A 22386-nucleotide genomic window follows, 5' to 3' on the forward strand; every position below is an offset into this window, starting at 1 on the left:
GCACGACCCAATATGCTGGACCTGCCTCGCCGGCCGACCTATGAGCCTTTGAACATGGAGATACAAATGACTGAAACCACGCCCTTTGTCCGCCCTGATGTGGCCTTGTTCCTGCAATTTTTGAATGCCGTTCCCGGCCCTAAATTTTGGGAAGTTTCCGCAGATGAAGCCCGCGCGATAACGACTGCCATGCGGGATGTTGCCGATGCGCCAGTGGGTGAACTTGCCGTCATGCGCGATATAGATATTCCCGGCCCAGCAGGAACGATCCCGGCACGGGTTTATGACAGCCGCGCCGATCGTGGCCCTGGCCCTGTTATGGTGTTTTACCATGGCGGCGGCTTTGTGATCGGCAGCCTGTATACATATGAGCCCTATTGCGCCGAAGTCGCGCGATTGCTCGACCTGCCGGTTATCTCCATCGATTATCGCCTATCGCCGGAATATCCCTTCCCCGCACCTGCGGAAGATTGCGAAGCCGCAACGCGGTGGATCGCGTCTAGCCCGGCGGAATTGGGCCTGCAGGTAACCGGTCTCATCACATCGGGCGATAGCGCGGGCGGCAACCTGACCATTGTGACCAGCATGGCACTGCGCGACAAGCCCGCGGCCGTTCCAGTGCTATTGCAGTTTCCCATTTACCCTGTCGTCACACTTGACCCCGATTGGCCAAGCATGCGCGAATTTTCCAATGGATATTTGCTGACCGAAGAAGCCATGACCTATTTCGGCCAAGGCCATGCAGCGGTGCCGGGTGACTATCGCTCGGAACCACTTAACTTCCCACAGGAAGGCATGCCGCCAAGCCTGGTGACCACCGCCAGCCTAGACCCTTTGCGTGATCAGGGCCTTGCCTATGTGGAAAAGCTGAAACACGCAGGCGTTCATGTTCAACATATCAGTGCCGATGGCAATATCCACGGCCATATCAACATTCGCCAAGCCATTCCGTCGGTTCAGGCCGATGTCGAAGGCTATATTAAGGCTCTCAAAAATATGCTCGCCGAAGTGATGCCATCTGTATGACCGCTCCATTGGACGAACTGCCTTACCGCCCCTGCGCCGGAATCATGCTTGCCAATATGCAAGGCAAGATATTCGTGGGGCAGCGCATGGACAGACCCGAAGGCACCGACGCATGGCAGATGCCGCAGGGTGGAATTGATGACGGCGAAGAGGCAGAGACCGCTGCTTTACGTGAATTGTTCGAAGAAACCGGCATCCGCGCTGACCTCGTGGACATTCTCGCCAGCAGCAAGGAAGAGCATTTCTACGATCTACCCGACGATATGATTGGGCAGATATGGAAGGGCCAATATCGCGGGCAGCGGCAAATATGGTTTCTCATGCGGTTCAAGGGCAGTGATACCGATATCAACATTGAAACCGAGCATCAGGAGTTTAGTAGTTGGCAATGGGTGGACGCCCCCCGATTGCCGCAGCTTATCGTGCCGTTCAAAAAGCGGCTGTATGAAAATATTCTCTCTGAATTTGCCGACCTGATTTAGCCGATCAATTCGCCTTAGGCTCTGGCGTTGCGCCCAATGTCGCCTTTAGGTCAACCGCACTGGCTTGCGCCTGTTCTTTGCGTGACGCGGCGTCAATGGCGAACGAAAGCCGGGCGACGGAGGCGCAATCGGCGCGGCACACATTGGTCAGACGGGCCATATTCTTGCGTGCCTGCTCAAGCGCGCCTTTTGCAATAAAGGCATCGGCTTGCTCGGCTAAAGCTATCTGGTCGTTAGGGTCAATCTCAAGCGCCTCTTTGTAGAGACCGATGGCCTTTCCGTTCAACCCTTGGGACTTTACGGCGCGCGCCATGGCAACATAAGCGGCGCGGTTGCTCGGGTCGACCGCGAGCGCGGTTTCATACCAGCCAATTGCGCTATCGACGCGGCCAGCGCTGGCTTCTTCGTCGCCGGTTTTCACCAAAGCGATTGAGCGCGCATCAACATCATCGTCCGCCCGCCCGCTAATGCTGGCGCTCGACATAATGGCGAACGTAAGTGACAGGGCAATGGCCGCAGGAGAAAAACGCATAATCAGTATCCAAATATTTTTGCCCCGCGACGCTATCACAGCTTTTGGAGCCTCGCGAAGAAAAATCCATCGCTATTATCATGTAAAGGCGTCAGCAGCACACCATCGCCATCGGCACGGCCCATAGAAACGCCGGTTTGCACCGCGCGCCAGCCATTATGCGATTTCAAAAACGCTGCCACTTGTCCCTTGCCCTCATTTTCGATGAGCGAGCATACCGCATATACCAAATGCCCGCCACGCGCGACCATTTCCGAACCAATGTCTAACAGCTTGGCCTGTTCATCGACCACACGCTTCAACCGAGCAGCGTCCAAACGCCAGCGCGTTTCGGGGTTCCGCCGCCACGTCCCACTGCCAGAGCAAGGTGCGTCGATCAGCACAAGGTCGCAGCCGCCCTTAAGGTCAGACAGCATGTCCTTCTCTTTATTTGGGTTCAGCAACCGTGTTTCGATATTTGTCGCCCCTGCCCGTGCTGCGCGCGGTTTTAGCTGGTCAAGCCGGTTCCGATTAGTGTCGGTGGCAATTAAGCGTCCAGCGTTGCGCATCGCAGCGGCCAAGGCAAGCGTCTTGCCGCCCGCACCAGCGCACAGGTCAAGCACAGTGCCAAGCCCCTTGGCCTGACAGGCCTCGACGATGAGCTGGCTACCCAAATCCTGAATTTCAACCTGGCCATTTTCAACCGCAACATGGCTGTCGATCGCAGTCCCGCCAGGCAAGCGCAGCGCAAAGTCGAGCGCTGGCAATATCTCCGCCTCCGGCAGCAACGCGGCAACTTCGTCCCGGCGGGCCTTTAACGCATTGACGCGCAGGTCCATCGGCGCGCGGTCCAGCAAGGATGCCTGCTCCGTTTCATCGACATGTCCGGAGAATAAAGGCTTTATCCATTTGGGCAAAGCGCCCCCCGTCGACCGGGCCTCCGCCGGGTCAATGGCCGCTGGGCCATAATCGCTGCCGTCGAATAAAGCGGCCAATTCCGGATCCACATCCGCCATCGCGGCGAAGGCCGAACGCGCGGTTGCCGGTCGCTTCCCAAAACGCCGGATAACACCCCACGCCAAATCACGCACCGCGCGGCGGTCCTTTGATCCTGCATAGCGGCGCTCGGCAAAAAAGCGTTTGGCAATCTGATCTGCGGATGCTCCGCCATCGCGGGCAGCAAGGATGATGTGGTCAACCAGCTCAATGGCCGATTGCAGGCGCGCAGCGGGCCTCATGCCTTAACGCGTCGGGTAATTGGGTGCTTCGCGTGTGATGGTAACGTCATGAACATGGCTTTCCCGTAATCCGGCATTGGTGATGCGCACAAACTGCGCGCGTTCCTGAAGGTCGGCGATAGTGCGCGAACCTGTATAACCCATGGCAGCCTTCACGCCGCCCACAAGCTGATGAATGACGTCGCGTGCAGGCCCTTTGAAAGGCACCTGCCCTTCAATGCCTTCGGGGACCAGCTTAAGCTGATCCTTGATATCTTGTTGAAAATAGCGGTCGGCAGATCCGCGCGCCATCGCCCCGACGCTGCCCATGCCGCGATAGCTTTTATAGGTGCGGCCTTGATACAGGAATGTCTCGCCCGGTGCCTCTTCGGTGCCCGCCAGCAATGATCCGACCATCACCGATGATGCACCAGCCGCAAGCGCCTTGGCAACGTCACCCGATGTCCGCAAACCGCCGTCGGCTATCACCGGAATCCCGGATTTTGCAGCTTCTGCTGCCGCTTCCATAATCGCCGTCAATTGCGGCACGCCAACGCCCGCAACCACGCGGGTGGTGCAGATCGACCCGGGGCCAATTCCGACTTTGATGCCATCTGCGCCCGCATCAATCAACGCGCGGGTGGCGGCGGCGGTTGCGACATTGCCGGCCACAATTTGAACCTCTGGCACCATGCGCTTGATTTCGGCAACGGCAGCGGCAACCATCGCGCTATGGCCATGCGCGGTGTCCACAACGATCAGGTCGCATTCCGCGTCAATGAGCGCTTTTGTATAAGCCAAGCCCTTTTCACCCACGGTGGTCGCTGCCGCAACGCGCAAGCGTCCGGAGCTATCCTTGGTGGCATTGGGGTATAAAACTGCTTTTTCGATATCCTTGACCGTAATCAGCCCAATGCAATGATAGGCATCGTCGACAACCAACAGCTTTTCAATCCGCCGCTGATGCAGCAAACGCCTCGCTTCTTCTTGTGTGACGGACGCCGACACCGTCGCCAAATTTTCGTGCGTCATCAGCTCGGACACAGGCTGCGAGGGATTTTCGGCAAAGCGCACATCGCGGTTGGTCAATATCCCCGCAAGCTTGCCACTCGCCTCGACCACTGGAATGCCGGAAATGGCATTTGCGAGCATCAACGCCTGGGCCTCGGCCAAGGTTGCATCCGGCGCGATGGTGATTGGGTTGACGACCATGCCGCTTTCAAAACGCTTCACCTGACGCACCGCGGCGCATTGCTCTTCGATGCTGAGATTGCGGTGCAAGACACCAATGCCGCCAAGCTGCGCCATGACAATGGCCATGCGCGCTTCGGTCACGGTGTCCATCGCCGACGACAAAACGGGAATATTCAATGCGATGCTTTTGGTCAGCCGCGTGCGCGTGTCCGCTTGGCTGGGCAGAATGTCCGACGCACCCGGCTGCAACAGCACGTCGTCAAATGTCAGACCGAGGGGAATTTCTTTCATGGGGCCACCGCTTTAAGCTTTGATTCGTGGCGGCCCATGTAAACAGTAACCCTTTTATTCGCCAGCCTTCTTCGATTTATATTTTCGCGTGTCGGCAAAGTGGCGGCCAAGCGCAATGTGCAGATCGGTATCTTCGGCTGCACCGCCCAATTCGGTGCTGTCGGTCAACTCGTCATTTGGACCATGATAATCACTACCCAAAAATTTCTGCAAGAGGTTCAAATCGGCGAATGAACCGCCCACCATCAACGCAGGAACACCCTTTTGCGCCAGCGCCCACCCGTCCTGCCGTTGAATGAAGGCATTGGCGTCGTTTGATTCTTCAATTGCACGGCCCGTCTTCTTTGCCACGGTTTCAACCACGGCACCTAACGGCGTTGTTCCCCGACCAATAATCGCCACCTTCGACCCGCGCGGTGCAATCGCAATCGTGTCGATATTTAACGACAATATGATCTGGTCCAAAGGCAGCACAGGTTTATCGGCAAAGGCATAAGCGCCCAGCAAACCGCTTTCCTCTGCTGTGGTCGCCAGAAAATAGATATCGCGGTCATGCTTCTTCTTTGCCAAGGCTTCGGCAACTTCGTTCATCACAGCAATGCCGCTGGCGTTATCAACGGCGCCATTACAAATACGGTCGGGCGCGCCTTCTGGCGCACAAATGCCCAGATGGTCCCAGTGCCCCATGAACAACAACGCGCCGCTATTTTTCTTGCGTCCAGCGATCTTGCCGATGACATTTGAACTGTTGAAACGATAAAGGTCTGTTTTTACGTCAAAATCTGCATCAATGCCAAGCGCTTCGCCCGCATAATCCGCCTGCTTTGCGTTGGCGCGCAACTTGTCCCAATCTTGCCCAGCCGCCGTGACCAGCCCGACAACGAACTCCGTGCTGATGGCGCCCTCCAACGCTGCGCGCTTTTCCCGGGCCTCAAGCGCGATGGGTCGTGACAAAAGCTGACGGCGCAATGTTGGCCAATTGCCTTGGCTATCCCCCACAAAAATCACCGCCTCTGCACCCGCCGCGATCAAGGCTTCGCGCCGCGCTCGGGGTGATTTCATGCTATCCGGCACATTTTCGGCACCAAATAGAACTATCGCCGCCTTACCTTTGACATCAGCGGCGACCTGACCATTTGCGGTCACGCCTGACCCGGTGAACATCAATGGCAAATTGCTGCGCGCATAGGCCGCTTGCTTACCGATGAGAACAATATCGTCCGAAACGATCCGCAATTTGCGTCCCTTTGCCGTGAAAGCATAAGTAGAACTGCCCTGCCCGCGTTGAATGAGGGGCACCGGGTCAAACCAGCTACCGTCGGCAGCCGCAGGTTTCAGTCCGGCCTTGGCCCATGCTTCGGCAATATATTTTACCGTCTTGGCCTCACCCGCAGTGCCAGGCTTGCGGCCTTCAAATGCATCGCTGGCGAGTATCTCGATATGGCCGCGCAAATCGGCTTCTGTCACCGCCTTGGAAAAAGATGGGCTTGCCGCCAAGGCGACCAGACCGAGGAAAATTGGCGCATGGACAAGACGCATAAGGGTTCGCTCCAGACGAAGACACGACACCACCCGTCGCATGTCGGGCACGTTCTGTCGTCAATTGAACGCCCTACATCCATCAATGCATTCATGCGAGCCTTAATTGAACATCGCGCGCCTCAACTCGCCGCAATTTTTGCGACCGCCTTTCGGCATGCGCCAACCCGTCGCCCTGGGCGACAGATTTTGTGACTCGGTCGAGTGCGGCAGAATGCGATAGTGTAAAATGTGGTAAATGCTTCCGCCAATGTCCGATTTTGCTTGCAACGCCCGCATAATCCAACACAATCTGTGGTTCGGCAAACGGGAGGATTTTCATGGAATATTTCTTCGGCCTATTGGCCTTGATCGTCATCATCTTTGTGATGATGGGCGTAACTGTGGTGCAACAAGGTTTTGTCTACACCATCGAACGGTTCGGTCGCTACACTTATGCGGCGCAGCCGGGTCTCACCATCATCATCCCGTTCTTCGACCGTGTCGGCCGCAAGGTGAATGTTATGGAGCAAGTGCTCGACATTCCGGGGCAGGAGATCATTACCAAGGACAACGCCATGGTCGGCGTCGATGCGGTTGTGTTTTTCCAAGTGCTCGATGCCGCTAAGGCCGCTTATGAGGTATCTGACCTGTATAACGCGATCATGCAGATTACGACGACCAACCTGCGGACCGTGACTGGGCAGCATGGACCTTGACGAGACCCTGTCGAAACGCGACGACATCAACGGTCGCCTGCTCTCGGTGGTTGACCATGCCACTAGCATGTGGGGCGTGAAGATCACCCGTGTTGAGGTGAAGGACATTCGCCCGCCAGCCGACATCTCCAACGCCATGGCGCGTCAGATGAAGGCGGAGCGCGAAAAGCGCGCGCAAATATTGGAGGCCGAAGGCCTGCGCGCCGCCGAAATCCTGCGCGCCGAGGGTGAAAAGCAAAGCCAGATTCTACAGGCGGAAGGCCGTAAAGAAGCCGCCTTTCGCGATGCCGAAGCCCGCGAACGTGAAGCAGAGGCCGAAGCCAAAGCCACCGTCATGGTGTCCGAATCCATCGCGTCATCAGGCACGCAGGCGCTGAATTACTTCATTGCCCAGAAATATACCGAAGCGATCAGCCAGTTTGCGACATCGCCCAATGCCAAGACCATATTGTTCCCGGTTGAGGCGACGCAATTGATTGGCACGCTTGGCGGCATTGGGGAATTAGCGAGAGAGGCGCTGGCTCCAAAGGACCAATGAGCGCATAGGGGGCGGCGATATGCACCGCCTTTCCCTATTTCGTCATTCCCGCGGGCGTGACAAACGGTTATGATGATTCACCGAAGGCGCAGGAGTGATAATATGGCAGAATGGCTCGACACAATATCAACGCACTGGTTCTGGCTATCGCTTGGGCTGATCCTTGGCGTGGCCGAAATGGTTGCACCGGGTTTCTTCCTGATGTGGCTTGGCCTTGCCGCGTTGACTGTCGGCATATTGGATTATTTCCTGCCGATCACCCTTGCCTATCAAGTCGCGATGTTCGCCACATTGTCGGTCCTTACTGTCTTTGCAGGCAAGAAATTTCTGCAGAAAAATCCCATTGAATCCGACGACGTCAATCTGAATGATCGCGGCGCGCGCATGACCGGCGAAATCGTCACCGTGGTTGAACCCATCACCAACGGCCATGGCCGCGTGAAGGTCGGAGACAGCGTATGGAACGCGCGCGGCATGGATGCGGCTATGGGGGCCAATGTGCGCGTCATCGGAGCGGACGGCGCGGTGTTGTTGGTTGAGGGCACCTGAGCGGATATTGCCGCACTTGCAATGTAGGATTTGTTTTGAGAGAGTCGGCCGCGTTGTCACCTTTTGGCGTGGACGCGGTTCTTTGACATCGTGATATCGGGTGCGTCGCTGGCCATATCTTTGCCCGCAGTGACCAATTTTTCTATAGGCATACAGCCCTATCAGAAGTGCCGTTTAAGTGTGATTTCAGTGTGAACTTGTCAGCATTTCTGCGGGTTTCGGCGGAATGAGCGGTGTAAGAAATGGCTGGCACTTGGTTCAGAATGCACCATCCGCTCGTCGTCCCGAACGTGTTTCAGGACAACGCAGAACCGTTGCTTATCATGCTGAAACAAGTTCAGAATGACGAAGATCGGGGTGACGGAGAAAGACTTCGTGCCGCGCGATATGCCACGCAACCGCATTAGGGTCAGGACCACTTAAATCCACCTTCGAGGCGTCAAAATTGCAAAAATATCGAAGCCATTTTGGCGTCCTTCGCGGTTTGGGAGCGGATACCCCCGCATTTGCCGGGCAAGGTGACAGACCCTGAACGGAGTGGGCGAGATAATCGGCAATTTGTGGAAGCTATTTTGTGGCTGGCCCGGTCGGGTGCGCATTGGCGGGTTCTACCGAAGGAGTTTGGTCGGTGGCACACCGTTTACCAGCGCTTCAACCGCTGGTGTCGTCGCGGCGCTTGGGAGAGTCTTTTCAAGGTGTTGAACCAAGACGCCGACTTTGAATACATCCTCGTCGACAGCACAATCGAGCGTGCCCACCAGCACAGTGCCGGTGCCTCAAAAAAAGCGATCAATCCGAAGACCGGTTTGACGCTCACGCGCTGCGACGGTCAAAAGGCGGCCTGATACCAAGGTTCATGCCGCCACCTAGGCACTCAGCCTAATAAATTCCGCCCTCTTGCTGGATAAACTCTTGGTCGCGCTTTGTCCCGACGCTTGCGCTTGGGGCGTTGGCCGCGCCGGCAGCACCATCAGACTGCGTTTCAGTCGCTTTCTTTGGCTTGTCGCCCCGCGCGGCCAGTTCTTCCTGACGGATAGAGCGCTTTGGCTCCGTTTCGGCCTTGAACGCCTCCCAGATAACCGCGCTTAGCGGGTCATCACTCGGCCAGGCACCATAAACGCGCTTGCCACTCCTGCGATCCACGCGGACAAGCCGTGTTCCGGCCGGCGCGATGAACGGTGTCTTAGGCATATCGGTCATCGCGGTGCGTGCGAACTGTTTGAAAATGGGCGCAGCAAGTGAGCTTCCCTGCGCATAGCCACCCATATTGCGCGGTTGGTCAAAGCCCAAATAGAGGCCAGCTACCAAATTCGGCGATCCGCCGATGAACCAGACATTTGTCGGGCCAGTGGTTGTTCCGGTTTTACCGAACAATGGTCGGTCAAGTTCGCGCAATGTGACGGCGGTGCCGCGTTGTACCACGCCTTCCAACATATGCACGACTTGATACGCCGTGATGGGGTCCATGACTTGCTTGCCAGCAGGTGTGAAGCGCGGCATTGGCCTGCCATTCCAATCGGGCGCGCGGCAACCCGTGCAGGGTTTCCACTTGGCCGGCCAAATAACCTTGCCTTTGCGATTTTGCGCAAAATCAATGAATGTCGGCTTTAATTCACGTCCGTGATTGACCAGCATCGAATAGGCGTTGACCATCTTCAACACTGTCGTGTCGCCTGCACCTAGCGCGTAGGAAAGATAATCAGGATAATCGCCAATCGACATGTCACGTAAAGTGTCGGTCACATTGTCCATGCCCGATTCAGCTGCCGCTCGGACCGTCATCAGGTTGCGTGATTGTTCGAGGCCCCACCGCATGGTTTGCGGCCCTGCCCCGCCACCTGTGAAATTGCGAAAGCATTTTTGGCCTAAGTTCGCACCTTGCCAGACGCAATAGGGACCATCGACGATAATCGACGTCGGCGTCATTCCATTGTCGAGCGCGGTTGCGTAGACAAAGGGTTTGATGGTTGATCCGGGCTGCCGCTGTGCCTGTGTTGCGCGATTGAAGCTGGAAATACGATTGTCAAAGCCGCCTTGCACCGCGAGCACACGTCCGTTGAAAGGGTCTTGGACAACCATGCCGCCGCCGACCTCTGGCACGCTGCGGACGACGAAGCTGTTCGTGCCATTGGGCGCAACAGCGATCACGTCACCTGCCTTCATCGCGGCTGGGCCACCATCGAGGCGCGCGGTCGAACCATCCGCAAATCCAACGCGCCCTTTACCAAGCGCAACGCCAGCACGCCAATTCGCATAATCGATGCCAATATTGGTCGATGCAAAGCGGGATGGCCATTTGTCATCGGTGACATCAATTGTACCCAAATTGGCTTTCCAAGCCTTGCCAGCATTGTAGCGCAGCAAGCCGTCACGCAACGCCTTGGTCGCTGCAAGTTGATGTTGGGGGTGCATTGATGACCGGACCCAAAGTCCACCTGAATACACGCTGTAGGGGCCCGCTTCGTCGGTTTCGCCAAATTTTTCTATAAGCTGGCGACGCACTTCTTCTGCAAAATAACCGCCAATATTTTTATAGCCGGTGCCACGTTGCGTCATAAGGCCAAGCGGTTGGGCACGAGCGGTCGCAAGCTGCGTATCGGTAATCCATCCGTTTGCGCGCATTTCGCCAAGCACCCAATTACGCCGGGACAACGCGAGATCAGCATTTTTGGCACGCCCATAACGTTCCGGCGCCTTTGGCAAGATGGCCAGAAAGGCCATCTCATGCAGTAAAAGCCTGTCAACGCTTTTTCCGAAATAGGCTTGCGCTGCAGCCTCGACGCCGAATGACTGGCGCCCAAGCGCGATTTCATTGAGGTAGAGCGACAAAATCTGAGGCTTGGTCAGCGCGCTTTCAATGCGCTTGGCCAAGATCGCCTCCTTAACCTTGCGGGTGTAACTATATTCGTTGGTCAACAGCAGGTTTTTCGCAACCTGTTGTGTGATAGTCGAAGCGCCACGCGACCGCTTGTCGCTAAAAATATTGTCGAAAATGGCTGACGCGATTCCGGGATAGTCAATCCCCCCATGGCTGAAAAAGGTTTTGTCTTCGGCCGCGAGATAGGCATGTACCAATGTTTTCGGGAAATCCGCATATTCCAATTGAACGCGACGTTCCCGGGCATAGCTGTGAAACGGCTCTCCGTTGACATCGCGCACCACCGTTGGCAGCGGCGATTCATATTCGATCAGCGCCTCTGCATCGGGAAGATTACGGGCGAACAGCGCCCAGAATATCAAAAGTAGAACGAACAGCGCACCCGCAGCGTAAGTGGCCAAACGAAAACGCTTGCTTTGCCAATATCCCTGCCAGCGGGTCACGAAACTTTCGGCGTCACGTTTCAGCCGGTAACGGATCGTTGCTGGCTCTTCGGCAGGTGGGGTCGGGGTATCCATTGCGGCCCCTATCTAGCCGATTTGCCGGACAGGTCCAGAATGTAAATCAGCAAATGGACGCGAATTTGGCCATAGGCCCTTTTAACATGGCTCAATCCGCCGTGCGAAATGGACCTGAACGGCTTGGGACAACGTCCGTGCGACCTTGCGCTGTCCTGTGGCCGACGACAGGAAGCGAACATCCGCTGCATTGCTTAGATAACCGATTTCAAGCGGCAAAACATGCTACGAAAATAGCTGTCCCAGCCGATCAAGTTGTCAAAAATAACGGTCCGTGCGCCGCTATTGCCAGCTAGGCCGTGAACGCATAAATATCACCCTCGCCGCCTTGCACTGAACAAAATGGTCCCAAACCGCGAAGGCTATAATTATGCGTTCACGGCCTAAATCGCGGGATTCTCTTGCCGACAACCTGCGGGAGTGCTAGCGATTAACTACAGGGAGTTCTGACGAATGCCCCAATAGTCCGCCGTTCGGTGTTTACGCTCGGCAATTTAACAGGTTGACGCTACATGAGGCATGATATTTCCACCAACGCCGCCCGGTCAGGGCATGGCGCATGGGTTGGAAATCAAGCGCGCGCGATACACGCCCGCCATGCACAAGCAGCAGACGCATTTTTATCATTCCCACCATATCGCTTTGCCGACAGGAACGCTTTGCGTCCGGCTCGGCAACGTACCAACAATGAAGCGAGCGGCCTTCGGCTAACAATCGGCTGCCGTGCTCGCTGGAGTAAATTACATGACAACGCGTATGCTTATCGACGCGCGTCACCGGGAAGAAACCCGGGTCGCAGTCGTAACAGGAAACCAAATTGAGGAATTCGATTTTGAATCGGCCGAGCACAAGCAGCTCAAAGGCAATATCTACCTCGCAAAAGTAACCAGGGTCGAACCATCGCTTCAGGCGGCTTTCGTCGATTATGGCGGCAACCGCCACGGATTTTTGGCGTTTGCCGAAATTCACCCCGATTATTACCAGATCCCGCGGGAAGACCGCGACCGGTTGTTGGCCGAAGAAGCCGAGGCCGCCGCTGAAGAGGCCGCACTGCGTGAGCAGGAGGAAGAAGAAAGCGACGAGCCTTCGGATATCATGCAAGGTTCGTCGGAACGTGAAGACGACGTCACCGACCTTATCGAAGTCGATAGCGATGATAGCATCGACACCATCGACATGACGGAGGGTGAAGAACCCGACCTTGGCGGCAATGGCGACGATTCGGACGAGAACGAACGTGGTGACCAGCAAGGCGATAACGGTCGCAACAACCGTCGCCGTCGTGGACGGGGTGGCCGAAGTGGCGAAGGCCGCGCGCCAAAGGCAAGCGACGAAGTCCGCGCAAAGCGTATGAACTTGCGCCGCCGGTACAAGATCCAGGACGTCATTCATCGTCGTCAGGTTTTGCTCGTTCAAGTCGTTAAGGAAGAACGCGGCAACAAGGGTGCCGCGCTTACGACGTATCTTAGCCTTGCAGGCCGCTATTGCGTCTTGATGCCAAACACGTCGCATGGCGGTGGCATCAGTCGTAAAATCCACAGCGCAGCCGACCGTAAACGTTTGAAGACCATTATTTCCGATCTTACGTTGCCATCAACAATGGGTTGCATCATCCGGACCGCCGGGCTTGCCCGGACGAAGCCTGAAATCAAGCGTGATTTTGATTATCTGGCGCGCCTGTGGGACGAAATCCGCGAACGCACGCTGCGCGGTGCGGCGCCCATGCTGATCCACACCGACAGCGATCTTATCAAACGTGCCATCCGCGATATCTACAATAAAGATATTGATGAGGTGTTCGTTGAAGGACCTGACGGGTATAAGGCTGCCAAGGACTTTATGAAGCTGCTCATGCCAAGCCACGCAAAGCGAGTGCAGCATTATGCCGACCCAGTTCCCTTGTTCCAGCGCTATCATGTCGAAGATCAGTTGAACGCGATGTATCAACCGGTGGTCCAGTTAAAATCCGGCGGCTATATTGTTATCAACCCGACCGAAGCATTGGTCTCGATCGACATCAACTCAGGCCGTTCGACCAAAGAACATGGCATCGAACAAACCGCGCTTTCAACCAATTTGGAAGCGGCACGCGAGATTGCCCGTCAGTTGCGCTTGCGCGATATGGCCGGCCTTGTCGTCATCGACTTCATCGATATGGAGCATCATTCGAACGCCCGCAAAGTCGAGCGTGCAATGAAAGAAGCGTTGAAGCATGATCGCGCCCGCATTCAGGTCGGTCGTATTTCCAGCTTTGGACTGATGGAAATGAGCCGTCAGCGTCTGCGCACTGGCGTGCTGGAGGCATCGACCCGCGAATGTCCGCATTGTGAAGGCACTGGCCTTGTCCGCACCGCGTCGTCGGCCGCATTGTCCGCACTGCGCCTTATCGAAGACGAAGCGGCAAAGGGTCAAGGCAACCAGATCGTGTTGCAAGCAAGCCAAGAGGCGACCATCTATTGCCTCAACAACAAACGTGCCGAATTGGCGGCGATCGAAGATCGCTATCATGTCCGCGTATTGATAGTGCCCAATGGGGAGACCGAAGGCGCAAAGCTTGCTGTTTCCAGTTCTGGCCCGCGTCCAGAGCGTCCGGTGGAACTACCGCCGATTATCGATCTCGACGATGATGACATTGAAGACGACATCGAAGATTTCGACGACGAAGTTGCAGAAGCTGAGAAAACCGCTCGTGAGCCACGTCGTGCCCGAGAAGAGAGTCCACGCGAAGAAGGCGAAGGCGGCGAAGGTCGTAAACGCAAACGTCGCCGTGGCCGCCGAGGTGGCAAGGGTCGCGACCGTGATGGCCGCCCTGACGTAGAACATGCGGTTGCGGGCGAAAATGAAGGTGTTGCGGAACGTTCCGAAGGCAATGACATCGCTCAAGCCCCCGAAGCCGATGCGGAAGCCAAGCCAAAAGCACGTCGCGGACGTCGTGTTGGCAGAGGTCGTGACCGTCAGGAAACGGGCGTTGATGCACGTGTTGAAACGTCAGCACCTGCCGAAGCCGAAGCGTCTGCAGTCCCAGACGTTGTGCAGGACGCCGATGCCAAGCCAAAGCGCCGTAGCCGCGCCAAAGCCGATGCCGTCAAGGTTGAAGCCACAGCCGGCGCGCCAGCCATAAACGCTCCTGTAGCGGCTGAGGAAGCCGCTCCTGCAAAGGTAAAGGCACCCGCCAAGCCACGCGCCAAGGTAAAGGCAACACCGCCTGCTGCGGAAACCTTAGCCGAAGAAGCTGTCGAGGCACCCAAGGCCAAAGCCAAGGCCCCACGCAAGAAAGCCGCCGCAAAAGATGCAGCAAAAGATGTAGCATCAACGCAAGCGGACGATGCGCCTGATGACGGCACGCCTCGCACTGGTTGGTGGCAACGCACCTTTGGCTAGGGTCAGGACCACTTAAATCCACCTTCGCGGCGTCAAAATGGCTAAGATATCGAAGGAAAATGTCCGCCGCAGGCAGTTATTCTGCCTGCAAGGGCATTTTGTTTCGAGGTCGAAGCCATTTTGGCGTCCTTCGGATTTGACCCATACTGTCCATTGCCACGTTGGCAAGCTTGGACTTAGAACCACTAAGCCCTGCGCTTTGCCGCCTTGCACTGAACAATATGGCCTCAAACCGCGAAGGTGCATTTAAGTGTTCCTGACCCTAAGAAGCTATCTGGTTAAAACAACATAGCCCCGCTGGTCGATGACTGGCGGGGCTTCGTTTTTTCTAATTTCTTCATTGCGCGTTCATACAGTTCGGGCCATTCATCAGATATGGGTAATTTCACGTTTCGTGCCGTCCGGACAGCATTCATCCTGTTCCTTGCAGTTTTAGTATCTGTGCGTCCCGCCATGGCGCAGTCTATTTTGCGCGATGCAGAGACCGAGGCTTTTCTCGATGAGATTTCTGCACCTTTGATTGAGGCAGCGGGGCTTGACCCCAAAAATGTCGACATCATCCTGATCAACGACAAATCCATCAACGCCTTTGTTGCCGGCGGCCAGGCGGTGTACCTCCATAGCGGCTTGATCGATGCCGCAACTACCGCAAATGAAGTCCAAGGCGTGATCGCGCATGAGCTTGGCCATGTCGTTGGCGGGCATGCTGTGCGGTTTAACGAAGGCGTCTCTGTAGCGAGCGGTATCAGCATCGCTAGCCTCATTCTGGCGGCAGCGGCCATCGCCGCAGGTGCAGGCGAAGCAGGCATGGGCATTTTGTCGGCGGGGCAACAGGCCGCGATGGGCAAATTCTTGGCCTATAGCCGCGCACAAGAGGGCACAGCCGATGCGTCGGGTGCACAATATCTGTCCAAGGCAGGGATATCAGGCCGCGGTTCGATCAACTTTTTCAAAAAGCTACAGAATTTCGAATTCCGCCTCGGTATCCCGCAAGAGGACAGCTACGGCCGCACGCACCCATTATCCGGTGAGCGTATTTCGGTGCTGGAGGACACATATTCAGCCGACCCTGCGTGGAACGCGCCGCTAAACCCCAAATGGGAAAGTGATTTCAAACGCGTTAAAGCAAAATTGACCGGCTATCTCGCCGACCCCACAGCCACGATGCGTGATTATCCTGAGTCCGACAAATCGGTGCCCGCCCGCTATGCGCGGGCTTATGCTTGGCACAAGTCCGCTTATCCGCAAAAGGCGCTGGATGAATCATCCGCGCTTGTCGCCTCAGCACCCGAAGATCCCTATTTCCTCGAACTACATGGGCAGATATTGCTGGAATCGGGGCGTCCTGCCGATGCGATTGCGCCGTTGCGCAAAGCGGTAAACCTGACCGGCAACCAACCATTAATCGCCGCAATATTTGGACATGCTTTGATCGCAACGGAAGATAAAACGCAGCTTGATGAAGCTGCGCAGGTGTTGAAAGCCGCAGTGGCCAAAGACAATCAAAACCCGTTTGCATGGTATCAACTTGGAGTCGTCTATGCACAAAAAGGGGATACGGCGCGCGCCGCACTCGCCAGCGCAGAACGCTATATGATGGAGGGCGTGCCGCAATTTGCTTTGTCCAATGCGCAAACCGCAATGGCTGGGTTGCCGGAATACTCGCCCGATTGGATCCGTGCGCAGGATATCAATATGGTGGCCGAAGCAAAGCTTGCGCAGCTAAAGAAAAGCCGCCGCTAGGGTCAGGACCACCTAAATTGCTGGCACAATCTATGTGGCTCGGCTAATCAGCGTCCATGAACGAACACGCGCCAACTCGCCGGATTATCATCGCAACCGTTGTTATGGGATTAGCCATCTTGCTTGCTTTGGCGGCCTATATTTTCTGGCCAAGCGCCGTCGCGGTTCGCCCTTCTGATGCTACACCTGTCGCCGAAGACGCAGCTAAATCTGCCGAAGATGCTGTTGCTGCGGCTGGCATGTCGCCCGCTGACCGCAAGGCGACCGAAGCATTGGTGAGGGCCTATATCCTTCAAAATCCGGAAATCATCACCGACGCCGTCGCCATTTTGCAGCAGCGCGAAGTCACAGAACGTTTATCCGCAGTGGGAAGTGACATCGCGAAGCCCTTCCCCGGAGCCGAGGCCGGAAACCCCAAGGGCGACGTAACGATTGTCGAATTTACCGACTATAATTGCGGTTTCTGCCGCGCAAGCGTGCCCGATGTCCAACGCCTGTTAAAAAGCGATGGCAATATCCGCTTGGTCTATCGCGAATTGCCGATCCTCAGCCAATTCAGTCGGGACGCTGCCTTATTGGCGCTTGCGGCCGCGCGCCAAGGCAAGCACAAGGCATTTCATGATGCATTGTTCGCAGGTGGCCGCGCTGATGCAGCAAATATGGCTGCCGCGGCGCGCAAGGCAGGGCTTGATATGGCCGCCGCCCGCGCCTTCGCCGCCTCACCGCAAGCAAACCAGGAGATAGAACGCAACTTGGCGCTTATGCAGCAAATCGGCTTCAACGGCACGCCCACATTCATTATCGGTGACCAGATATTGGAAGGCGCCTTGGGCTATGATGCCCTAAAACGCGCGGTTGAAAAGGCCCGGCAAAAGGGCTGATTAGGGTCAGGACCTAGCCCTTTTTACCTTGCGCAATCACATACCATTCTACTGATCCCTTGCGGCTTGCTGGCGGCTTTGCGTGTTTGACCGTGTTAAAGTTCGTTTTAAGAATACTTAGCATCGCTGGATCGGTGCCACCTGCAAACACCTTCGCAACAAAATCACCACCAGGCATCAGGACCTTGACCGCAAAATCCACCGCTGCCTCAACCAGGCCCATGGTGCGCAAATGGTCGGTCTGTTTATGCCCGACCGTGTTGGCCGCCATGTCGGACAAAATCAGGTCCGGCGCACTACCAAGTTCGGCGATCAACCGGTCTGGCGCGCTATCATGCATGAAGTCCATCTCAATTAGGATAACGCCCTCAATCGGGTCAACGGGTAATAGATCAATACCGACAATTGCCGCCTTTGGTTGCTGGCGGCGCACCACTTGGGCCCATCCGCCGGGTGCGACGCCCAAATCGACGACCGCCTTTTTGCCGCGCAAAATATGAAATTTTTCATCGAGCTCAACCAGCTTATAGGCCGCACGGCTGCGATAGCCTTCGCCATGCGCGCGCTTCACATAAGGGTCATTCAACTGCCGCTCAAGCCAACGGGTCGACCCGGCCGTCCGCCGCTTTGCAGTCTTGACTTTCTGCTTACCAGCCAGTGTCCGGCCCGAATTCTTACCACCGAAAAGATTATCTGCCATATCTCAATTCTGCCGATTGCGGCGCTTTGCGTCGCTGGCCATCAGCGCACGCAATATACCTTCGCGAATGCCGCGATCTGCCACACCCAGCCGTTCGCCAGGCCATATGTCGAAAATGGATTCCAATATCGCACAACCGGCCACCACCAAATCGGCCCGATCATGGCCAATGGTCGGAAACTCTGCGCGTCCGGCAATGTTGCGATGTGCCAGCTCGCGGCTGATATCGCGCATGGCAGACGTCGGGAGATGCAAACCGTCTACGGCCCGCCGGTCATAGCTGTTAAGCTTCAGATAGACGCTGGCGAGCGTTGTGACAGTCCCTGATGTCCCCAACAGGCGGCGGTCGCCACCTTCTTCGGGCAAGCGGGCTGCAAAGTCGGCAAAGCTGGTTCTGACTTTGTCGCGCATGGATTGGTAGCTCGCCCTTAATTGTTCCGGACTGTCGCCCACACTGCGTTCACTTTCGGTAAGCGAGACGACGCCCCAAGGCACGCTCACCCAATCGAGAATTTCAGGAATCACATTGCTTGTCGACACAAGCACCAGCTCGGTTGACCCACCGCCAATATCAAAAATCAACGCTGGTCCGTCGCCATCTTCCAAAAGAGCGTAGCAGCCCATAACCGCCAGCCGCGCTTCTTCCTTTGGACTGATGATGTCGAGGTGGATGCCAGTCTCTCGCTTCACCCGTTCGATAAACTGTACCCCGTTCTCCGCTTGACGGCAGGCCTCTGTCGCAACAGAGCGGGCAAGCACCACGTTGCGTTTTTTCAGCTTTTCGGCACAAACGGTTAGCGCTTCAACCGCACGGTCCATGGCCTCCTCGCTCATGCGACCAGTGGCGGTCATCCCCTCGCCCAGCCTCACAACACGCGAAAACGCATCCACAACCGTAAAATCGTCGCCACCAGCCCGCGCGATCAGCAACCGGCAATTGTTGGTGCCAAGGTCAAGCGCCGCATAGGCTGTGCGTTCAAGCCAATTTCGGCGCAACGCAACCTTGTCACCCTGCGGCCTGCTGTTGCTGGCCGAAGTCGCAATCTTCGGGGTGTCGGGACGCGCTGCGCCATGGGCCGAAGCCTGCTGCAGCGTTGCAGCCTTGGGTGCCGCATTTTTGTGACGGGACGGTTTCTTACGTTTTCGTCCGCGTCCTTTTTGCGGCGATGGCGCGACATTTTCGCCCATGGCCGATAACTCACTTCTTATTTTCTATCCGGGCGGATGTGCCGCCGTTACCTGACGCCAATGCTACGCGCAGAGAGACAAAGATTCAAGATTTTTGAACGCCCCCCGCAACCGCCCGATTCAGCGGGTTGACCGGACATGGCCACGGGCATATACGCCCACCCCCTGCTCCCCGGTCGTCTAACGGTGCATTATTCGTTGTGTTATATATATCAATGACTTATAGCGCAAAACTTACGCGAGTTTGCGGCTAATTAAGCTCTTCGTCGCACAGCGTAACGCGCGATATAGCGTCATGGATTTGTCTTTCAGCTTGGTATTTAGCGCTGCTCTCGGCGACGACAGAAATCGTGTAGCGGCCTTCGTCTGTCGCCAGTCGGTAATTCTTATTTATCTCGTGCAGAGTCGGATCGGCTGCAACTGGATTATCCAATTCGTTCAATAGTTCAGCGGTTGTAACGCCCAAAGCCGCCGCAATCCGCCGCGCATAACCAAAGTTAAGGTCGCGCTGTCCAATTTCGATGCGAGAAATCTGCACCTTGCTTAGGCCAACGAGCTTTCCAAGGTCTTCTTGTTTCAATCGGGCCTGGTCACGCCAAAAGCGCACACGGTTCGGATATTCGGGTAAGGTCTTACGTGGCATGGAAGGGCTTCTTGGTATGACCAGGGTCGCGTCTCAGAGCCGTAATAAGGACGCGCTATCGAAATGTCAATTTTACGCCTCTGCGAAATTCAAGCGCAACATGGACAAATACGGACTGTTGTGGGGTCATATGTTCATAATAGAACATATCATGAATCTAAACGTAACCGCACATGACTTCGGGGATGCACGTCCTTTGAGGTTTAATCGACACCGATTAGACGACATTTAAATATTAGATGGGAAAAACATTTGTTTAATCCACCGCCGTGTGACTTTTGAGCGTTTTGGGTCGATCGTCGCACGTGCGACGGCGAAATCGTCGCACGGCGTCGCACATTACGCTGTTGACCCGCAAAAATCCGACGTTTAAGGGCCTTCATTCTTCCCCGGTCGTCTAACGGTAAGACTACGGACTCTGACTCCGTCTATTGAGGTTCGAATCCTTACCGGGGAACCATGTTAAAGCATTTATATATGCGTGTTAGCGTGCGGTTCCCGCTTAGCGACACCGGAGGAAAAGGGAATCACAGCGTCAGGCGCGTTATCCCAGAAATTCCATCTTTGATTACGTTGATAGGCCCATTGCCGCTAAATTCACGTTTATATGCTTTTCATCAAGCTGGGCGCGGCCAAATACCGCAAGGGGGCATCCAGCAATCAGTCACGCCCCCAGCCCAAACAGATACCTACCGTTCGACCGCCATAAGCCCCTTGTCAGTCGGCGTAATAATGTTACATCTATGCTGGGGGTAGCATTGAGGGAGCCGATGTTATGCATGCGGATGCAGGGAACCTATTAAAAAACAGTAAATTTCTGAGCTGGATCGAACGGGGCGGCAACAAGTTGCCCGATCCTGTATTCCTGTTTCTGTATCTGGTCGCTGGCCTCATATTGCTATCGGTGTTCGGCGCTGCGATGAATTGGTCGGCGGTACATCCAACGGAAATCGACCCGGAGACCGGCGCGAACCGGATCGTAGCCGCAACCAGCCTGCTGTCGGCCGAAAATATTCGCAAATTATGGGTTGAAATGCCCAAGACCTTTACGGGATTTCATCCGCTCGGATATGTCTTGGTCGTCATGTTGGGCGCTGGTGTGGCCGAAAAATCGGGACTGTTCGGCGCAGCGATGCGGGCTGGTGTTGCAAATGCTCCGACATATCTGTTGACACCGATCGTCGCCTTGGTCGCGATGATGGGCAATTTGGCGGCAGACGCGGCCTATGTGGTTCTCATTCCCTTGGCCGGGGTCATCTACGCCGCCGCCGGGCGTCACCCCATTGCCGGGATAGCAGCCGCCTTTGCGGGTGTTTCAGGGGGCTTTTCCGCAAATCTGTTTCCGGGACAACTCGACGCGTTATTGTTCGGGATAACGCAGTCGGCGGCCAATACGGTGTTTCCCGATTGGCAGGCGAATATCGCCGGAAATTGGTATTTCATTATCGGCATGACGGTCGTTTTCTTACCTGTGATTTGGTATGTCACCGACAAAATGGTCGAGCCACGCCTTGGCGCATATCGGCCCGAAGGCACGCAAGCCATTGCGGCGGGCATGACAACAACAGCAACAGTCGATGCCGAGGGCGTTTCTGAAGCCGAGATTAGCCAGCCACTTTCTTCTGACCAACGAAAGGGGCTGCGTCATGCAGGTCTGGCAAGCTTAGGGGTCGTTGCGCTGTGGCTACTTATGACGCTTGGCCCAGATACGCCATTGATCGATGAAACCGCAACACCAGAGGCGCAGCTTACGCCATTTTATCAATCGCTTGTCGCTGGATTCATGATACTTTTTCTGCTGGCTGGTTGGGCTTATGGCCGCGCCACAGGTATCATCAAAAACCACCGCGACCTTGTCCGCATGATGTCAGACTCGATGGCGGATATGGCCTATTTCCTGGTTCTTGCTTTCGCAATTTCGCATTTCGTAGCCATGTTTGGTTGGTCAAATCTTGGCCTTATCACCGCTGTCCATGGGGCGGACGGGCTTAGCGCATTGGCATTGCCTGCCCCGCTTTTGCTCATTCTTGTGGTATTATTCACGGCTGCGCTAAACCTGTTTATCGGGTCGGCCAGTGCCAAATGGGCGCTATTGGCACCCGTTCTTGTCCCCATGTTGATGCTGTTGGGCGTCAGCGCCGAAATGACGACGGCGGCCTATCGGGTCGGCGACGGGGCGACGAATATCATCACGCCGTTAATGGTCTATTTCCCGCTCATTCTTGTGTTTTGCCAACGCTGGGTAAAGGACTTCGGCATCGGAAGCCTCGCCGCCACGATGATCCCTTACTCGGTCGGATTGTTGCTGATTGGCATGGCGCTTGTGGGGGTTTGGGTTGCGGCAGAAGTTCCGTTGGGTCCGTCGGCTCCTGTGTATCTGCCGACGCGCTGACCTTATGACTTGAGGAC

At 55.9% G+C, this 22386-nt stretch carries 18 protein-coding genes, 1 tRNA gene and 1 pseudogene; 11 read left to right on the top strand and 9 right to left on the bottom strand.

Going from position 1 to position 22386, the window contains the following annotated elements; all coding sequences use genetic code 11:
* Positions 1-66: 66 nt before the first annotated feature.
* Positions 67-1026: an alpha/beta hydrolase gene (locus tag HEQ18_RS04985; RefSeq protein ID WP_397605092.1), complete on the top strand. Its 960-nt coding sequence runs from the start codon at positions 67-69 to the stop codon at positions 1024-1026.
* A complete protein-coding gene (locus HEQ18_RS04990; RefSeq protein WP_397605093.1) occupies positions 1023-1508 on the top strand; it encodes an RNA pyrophosphohydrolase in 486 nt (161 codons plus the stop codon). The genes HEQ18_RS04985 and HEQ18_RS04990 overlap by 4 nt, the downstream gene beginning before the upstream one ends.
* Positions 1509-1512: 4 nt before the next feature.
* Here the strand turns inward: HEQ18_RS04990 and HEQ18_RS04995 are convergent, their stop codons facing one another.
* From HEQ18_RS04995 to HEQ18_RS05015, 5 genes are all read right to left on the bottom strand, one after another.
* Positions 1513-2040 (bottom strand): tetratricopeptide repeat protein, encoded by a 528-nt coding sequence (locus HEQ18_RS04995; RefSeq protein WP_432815741.1) that lies wholly within the window; start codon positions 2038-2040, stop codon positions 1513-1515.
* Between the two features lie 35 nt (positions 2041-2075).
* Positions 2076-3257: an RsmB/NOP family class I SAM-dependent RNA methyltransferase gene (locus tag HEQ18_RS05000; protein WP_432815742.1), complete on the bottom strand. Its 1182-nt coding sequence runs from the start codon at positions 3255-3257 to the stop codon at positions 2076-2078.
* Positions 3258-3260: 3 nt separating this feature from the next.
* Complete coding sequence (guaB, locus tag HEQ18_RS05005; protein WP_397605096.1) at positions 3261-4721, bottom strand: IMP dehydrogenase; 1461 nt, start codon at positions 4719-4721, stop codon at positions 3261-3263.
* A gap of 54 nt (positions 4722-4775) precedes the next feature.
* Positions 4776-6260, bottom strand: a complete 1485-nt coding sequence (locus HEQ18_RS05010; protein ID WP_432815743.1) for a M28 family peptidase — start codon at positions 6258-6260, stop codon at positions 4776-4778.
* 91 nt (positions 6261-6351) lie between these two features.
* A complete protein-coding gene (locus HEQ18_RS05015; RefSeq protein WP_432815744.1) occupies positions 6352-6582 on the bottom strand; it encodes a hypothetical protein in 231 nt (76 codons plus the stop codon).
* On the opposite strand from HEQ18_RS05015, the pseudogene HEQ18_RS05020 reads away from it, so the two are divergent.
* The 3 genes and pseudogenes from HEQ18_RS05020 to HEQ18_RS05030 all read left to right on the top strand — a co-directional run bounded on the left by HEQ18_RS05020 (position 6581) and on the right by HEQ18_RS05030 (position 8890).
* Positions 6581-7496: pseudogene (locus HEQ18_RS05020) on the top strand (SPFH domain-containing protein). The gene HEQ18_RS05015 and the pseudogene HEQ18_RS05020 overlap by 2 nt on opposite strands.
* 102 nt (positions 7497-7598) lie before the next feature.
* The gene (locus tag HEQ18_RS05025) at positions 7599-8045 is read left to right on the top strand and encodes an NfeD family protein (protein WP_432815745.1); all 447 of its coding nucleotides are present in this window, start codon (positions 7599-7601) and stop codon (positions 8043-8045) included.
* 467 nt (positions 8046-8512) lie between these two features.
* The gene (locus tag HEQ18_RS05030) at positions 8513-8890 is read left to right on the top strand and encodes an IS5 family transposase (RefSeq protein WP_432815746.1); all 378 of its coding nucleotides are present in this window, start codon (positions 8513-8515) and stop codon (positions 8888-8890) included.
* 34 nt (positions 8891-8924) lie between these two features.
* Here HEQ18_RS05030 and HEQ18_RS05035 read toward each other — a convergent pair whose 3' ends face one another.
* A complete protein-coding gene (locus HEQ18_RS05035) occupies positions 8925-11441 on the bottom strand; it encodes a penicillin-binding protein 1A (RefSeq protein ID WP_432815747.1) in 2517 nt (838 codons plus the stop codon).
* 519 nt (positions 11442-11960) lie between these two features.
* Here HEQ18_RS05035 and HEQ18_RS05040 point away from each other — a divergent pair.
* The 4 genes from HEQ18_RS05040 (at position 11961) to HEQ18_RS05055 (ending at position 17446) form a co-directional block, all read left to right on the top strand.
* Positions 11961-12152 (top strand): hypothetical protein, encoded by a 192-nt coding sequence (locus HEQ18_RS05040; RefSeq protein WP_397605937.1) that lies wholly within the window; start codon positions 11961-11963, stop codon positions 12150-12152.
* Between the two features lie 33 nt (positions 12153-12185).
* Positions 12186-14822, top strand: coding sequence for an Rne/Rng family ribonuclease (locus HEQ18_RS05045; RefSeq protein WP_432815748.1), 2637 nt, complete (start codon positions 12186-12188; stop codon positions 14820-14822).
* Between the two features lie 375 nt (positions 14823-15197).
* Positions 15198-16565: a M48 family metalloprotease gene (locus tag HEQ18_RS05050; RefSeq protein ID WP_432815749.1), complete on the top strand. Its 1368-nt coding sequence runs from the start codon at positions 15198-15200 to the stop codon at positions 16563-16565.
* A 56-nt stretch (positions 16566-16621) separates the two neighbouring features.
* Positions 16622-17446 (top strand): DsbA family protein, encoded by an 825-nt coding sequence (locus HEQ18_RS05055; RefSeq protein ID WP_397605934.1) that lies wholly within the window; start codon positions 16622-16624, stop codon positions 17444-17446.
* Between the two features lie 13 nt (positions 17447-17459).
* Here HEQ18_RS05055 and HEQ18_RS05060 read toward each other — a convergent pair whose 3' ends face one another.
* The 3 genes from HEQ18_RS05060 to HEQ18_RS05070 form a co-directional block, all read right to left on the bottom strand.
* Positions 17460-18146: an RlmE family RNA methyltransferase gene (locus HEQ18_RS05060; protein WP_432815750.1), complete on the bottom strand. Its 687-nt coding sequence runs from the start codon at positions 18144-18146 to the stop codon at positions 17460-17462.
* A gap of 3 nt (positions 18147-18149) precedes the next feature.
* Positions 18150-19334 carry a Ppx/GppA phosphatase family protein gene (locus tag HEQ18_RS05065; protein WP_432815751.1) on the bottom strand — a complete coding sequence of 395 codons (1185 nt, stop codon included), beginning with the start codon at positions 19332-19334 and terminating at the stop codon, positions 18150-18152.
* 250 nt (positions 19335-19584) lie between these two features.
* A complete protein-coding gene (locus HEQ18_RS05070; RefSeq protein ID WP_432815752.1) occupies positions 19585-19977 on the bottom strand; it encodes a helix-turn-helix domain-containing protein in 393 nt (130 codons plus the stop codon).
* A 386-nt stretch (positions 19978-20363) separates the two neighbouring features.
* On the opposite strand from HEQ18_RS05070, the gene HEQ18_RS05075 reads away from it, so the two are divergent.
* Positions 20364-20437, top strand: a tRNA-Gln gene (locus HEQ18_RS05075).
* A gap of 315 nt (positions 20438-20752) precedes the next feature.
* The gene (locus tag HEQ18_RS05080) at positions 20753-22369 is read left to right on the top strand and encodes an AbgT family transporter (RefSeq protein ID WP_432815753.1); all 1617 of its coding nucleotides are present in this window, start codon (positions 20753-20755) and stop codon (positions 22367-22369) included.
* Positions 22370-22386 lie beyond the last annotated feature (17 nt).

It is taken from the genome of Sphingorhabdus sp. (genome assembly GCF_050921905.1).
GTDB lineage: Bacteria > Pseudomonadota > Alphaproteobacteria > Sphingomonadales > Sphingomonadaceae > Sphingorhabdus_B.

Excerpts from the sequence above, each read along its gene's own strand:
- HEQ18_RS04985 (WP_397605092.1), top strand. The coding sequence starts at position 67 with ATGACTGAAACCACGCCCTTTGTCCGCCCTGATGTGGCCTTGTTCCTG.
- HEQ18_RS04990 (WP_397605093.1), top strand. The coding sequence starts at position 1,023 with ATGACCGCTCCATTGGACGAACTGCCTTACCGCCCCTGCGCCGGAATC.
- HEQ18_RS04995 (WP_432815741.1), bottom strand. The coding sequence starts at position 2,040 with ATGCGTTTTTCTCCTGCGGCCATTGCCCTGTCACTTACGTTCGCCATT.
- HEQ18_RS05000 (WP_432815742.1), bottom strand. The coding sequence starts at position 3,257 with ATGAGGCCCGCTGCGCGCCTGCAATCGGCCATTGAGCTGGTTGACCAC.
- guaB (WP_397605096.1), bottom strand. The coding sequence starts at position 4,721 with ATGAAAGAAATTCCCCTCGGTCTGACATTTGACGACGTGCTGTTGCAG.
- HEQ18_RS05010 (WP_432815743.1), bottom strand. The coding sequence starts at position 6,260 with ATGCGTCTTGTCCATGCGCCAATTTTCCTCGGTCTGGTCGCCTTGGCG.
- HEQ18_RS05015 (WP_432815744.1), bottom strand. The coding sequence starts at position 6,582 with ATGAAAATCCTCCCGTTTGCCGAACCACAGATTGTGTTGGATTATGCG.
- HEQ18_RS05025 (WP_432815745.1), top strand. The coding sequence starts at position 7,599 with ATGGCAGAATGGCTCGACACAATATCAACGCACTGGTTCTGGCTATCG.
- HEQ18_RS05035 (WP_432815747.1), bottom strand. The coding sequence starts at position 11,441 with ATGGATACCCCGACCCCACCTGCCGAAGAGCCAGCAACGATCCGTTAC.
- HEQ18_RS05040 (WP_397605937.1), top strand. The coding sequence starts at position 11,961 with ATGATATTTCCACCAACGCCGCCCGGTCAGGGCATGGCGCATGGGTTG.
- HEQ18_RS05045 (WP_432815748.1), top strand. The coding sequence starts at position 12,186 with ATGACAACGCGTATGCTTATCGACGCGCGTCACCGGGAAGAAACCCGG.
- HEQ18_RS05050 (WP_432815749.1), top strand. The coding sequence starts at position 15,198 with ATGGGTAATTTCACGTTTCGTGCCGTCCGGACAGCATTCATCCTGTTC.
- HEQ18_RS05055 (WP_397605934.1), top strand. The coding sequence starts at position 16,622 with ATGAACGAACACGCGCCAACTCGCCGGATTATCATCGCAACCGTTGTT.
- HEQ18_RS05060 (WP_432815750.1), bottom strand. The coding sequence starts at position 18,146 with ATGGCAGATAATCTTTTCGGTGGTAAGAATTCGGGCCGGACACTGGCT.
- HEQ18_RS05065 (WP_432815751.1), bottom strand. The coding sequence starts at position 19,334 with ATGGGCGAAAATGTCGCGCCATCGCCGCAAAAAGGACGCGGACGAAAA.
- HEQ18_RS05070 (WP_432815752.1), bottom strand. The coding sequence starts at position 19,977 with ATGCCACGTAAGACCTTACCCGAATATCCGAACCGTGTGCGCTTTTGG.
- HEQ18_RS05080 (WP_432815753.1), top strand. The coding sequence starts at position 20,753 with ATGCATGCGGATGCAGGGAACCTATTAAAAAACAGTAAATTTCTGAGC.